Consider the following 506-nt stretch of genomic DNA (forward strand, 5'->3'; position numbering starts at 1 on the left):
GGCTAGAAATATCTTGCACCGTAATTGTTACTGGAATCGGAGTTCCTGTCGGAGCTGGTGCCTGCGTTGGAGGGAGAATGTCCAATAAAGTTAGAATCTGAGTGGTTGAAAACCCCGCTCCTTCAGTGCCAACTGTCTCAAAGTTGGTACTGGCGAGCAATTCTGCCCCTGTTCGCGCAACATTCCCTGTTGTCTGAGGACTAGACCCATTTGCTTCGCCCGCTGCGGTTTCAAACTCTTGACCTAGTTGGGTCGGGTCTTGTCCCGCTGCAATAGCTTCTATCAACGCAGTAATATCACCAGTTACATTGATGGAACTGCCTTGCGGTGTCACTTGCTCAATGACCAGTTCTGAAGTGTCTGAAACTTCGTTAATAATTAGTTCCCCTGGTTTAGGCAACTGTCCTTGTTCGAGGGTTCTAATTTCCCCATCGAGACCGATAACTACAATATTACTCATCAATGAGCCAAAAGTTACTCGTTCCATATCTACCTCGCCCCACTTT

At 47.4% G+C, this 506-nt stretch carries 1 pseudogene; it reads right to left on the reverse strand.

The features are described 5' to 3' along the window. A pseudogene (locus tag R7Z49_RS27915) lies at window positions 1–487 on the reverse strand (calcium-binding protein); the annotation flags it as partial. Window positions 488–506 lie beyond the last annotated feature (19 nt).

The sequence above is a fragment of the Vibrio sp. 1562 genome (assembly GCF_033340155.1).
GTDB classification, from domain to species: Bacteria; Pseudomonadota; Gammaproteobacteria; order Enterobacterales; family Vibrionaceae; genus Vibrio; species Vibrio alginolyticus.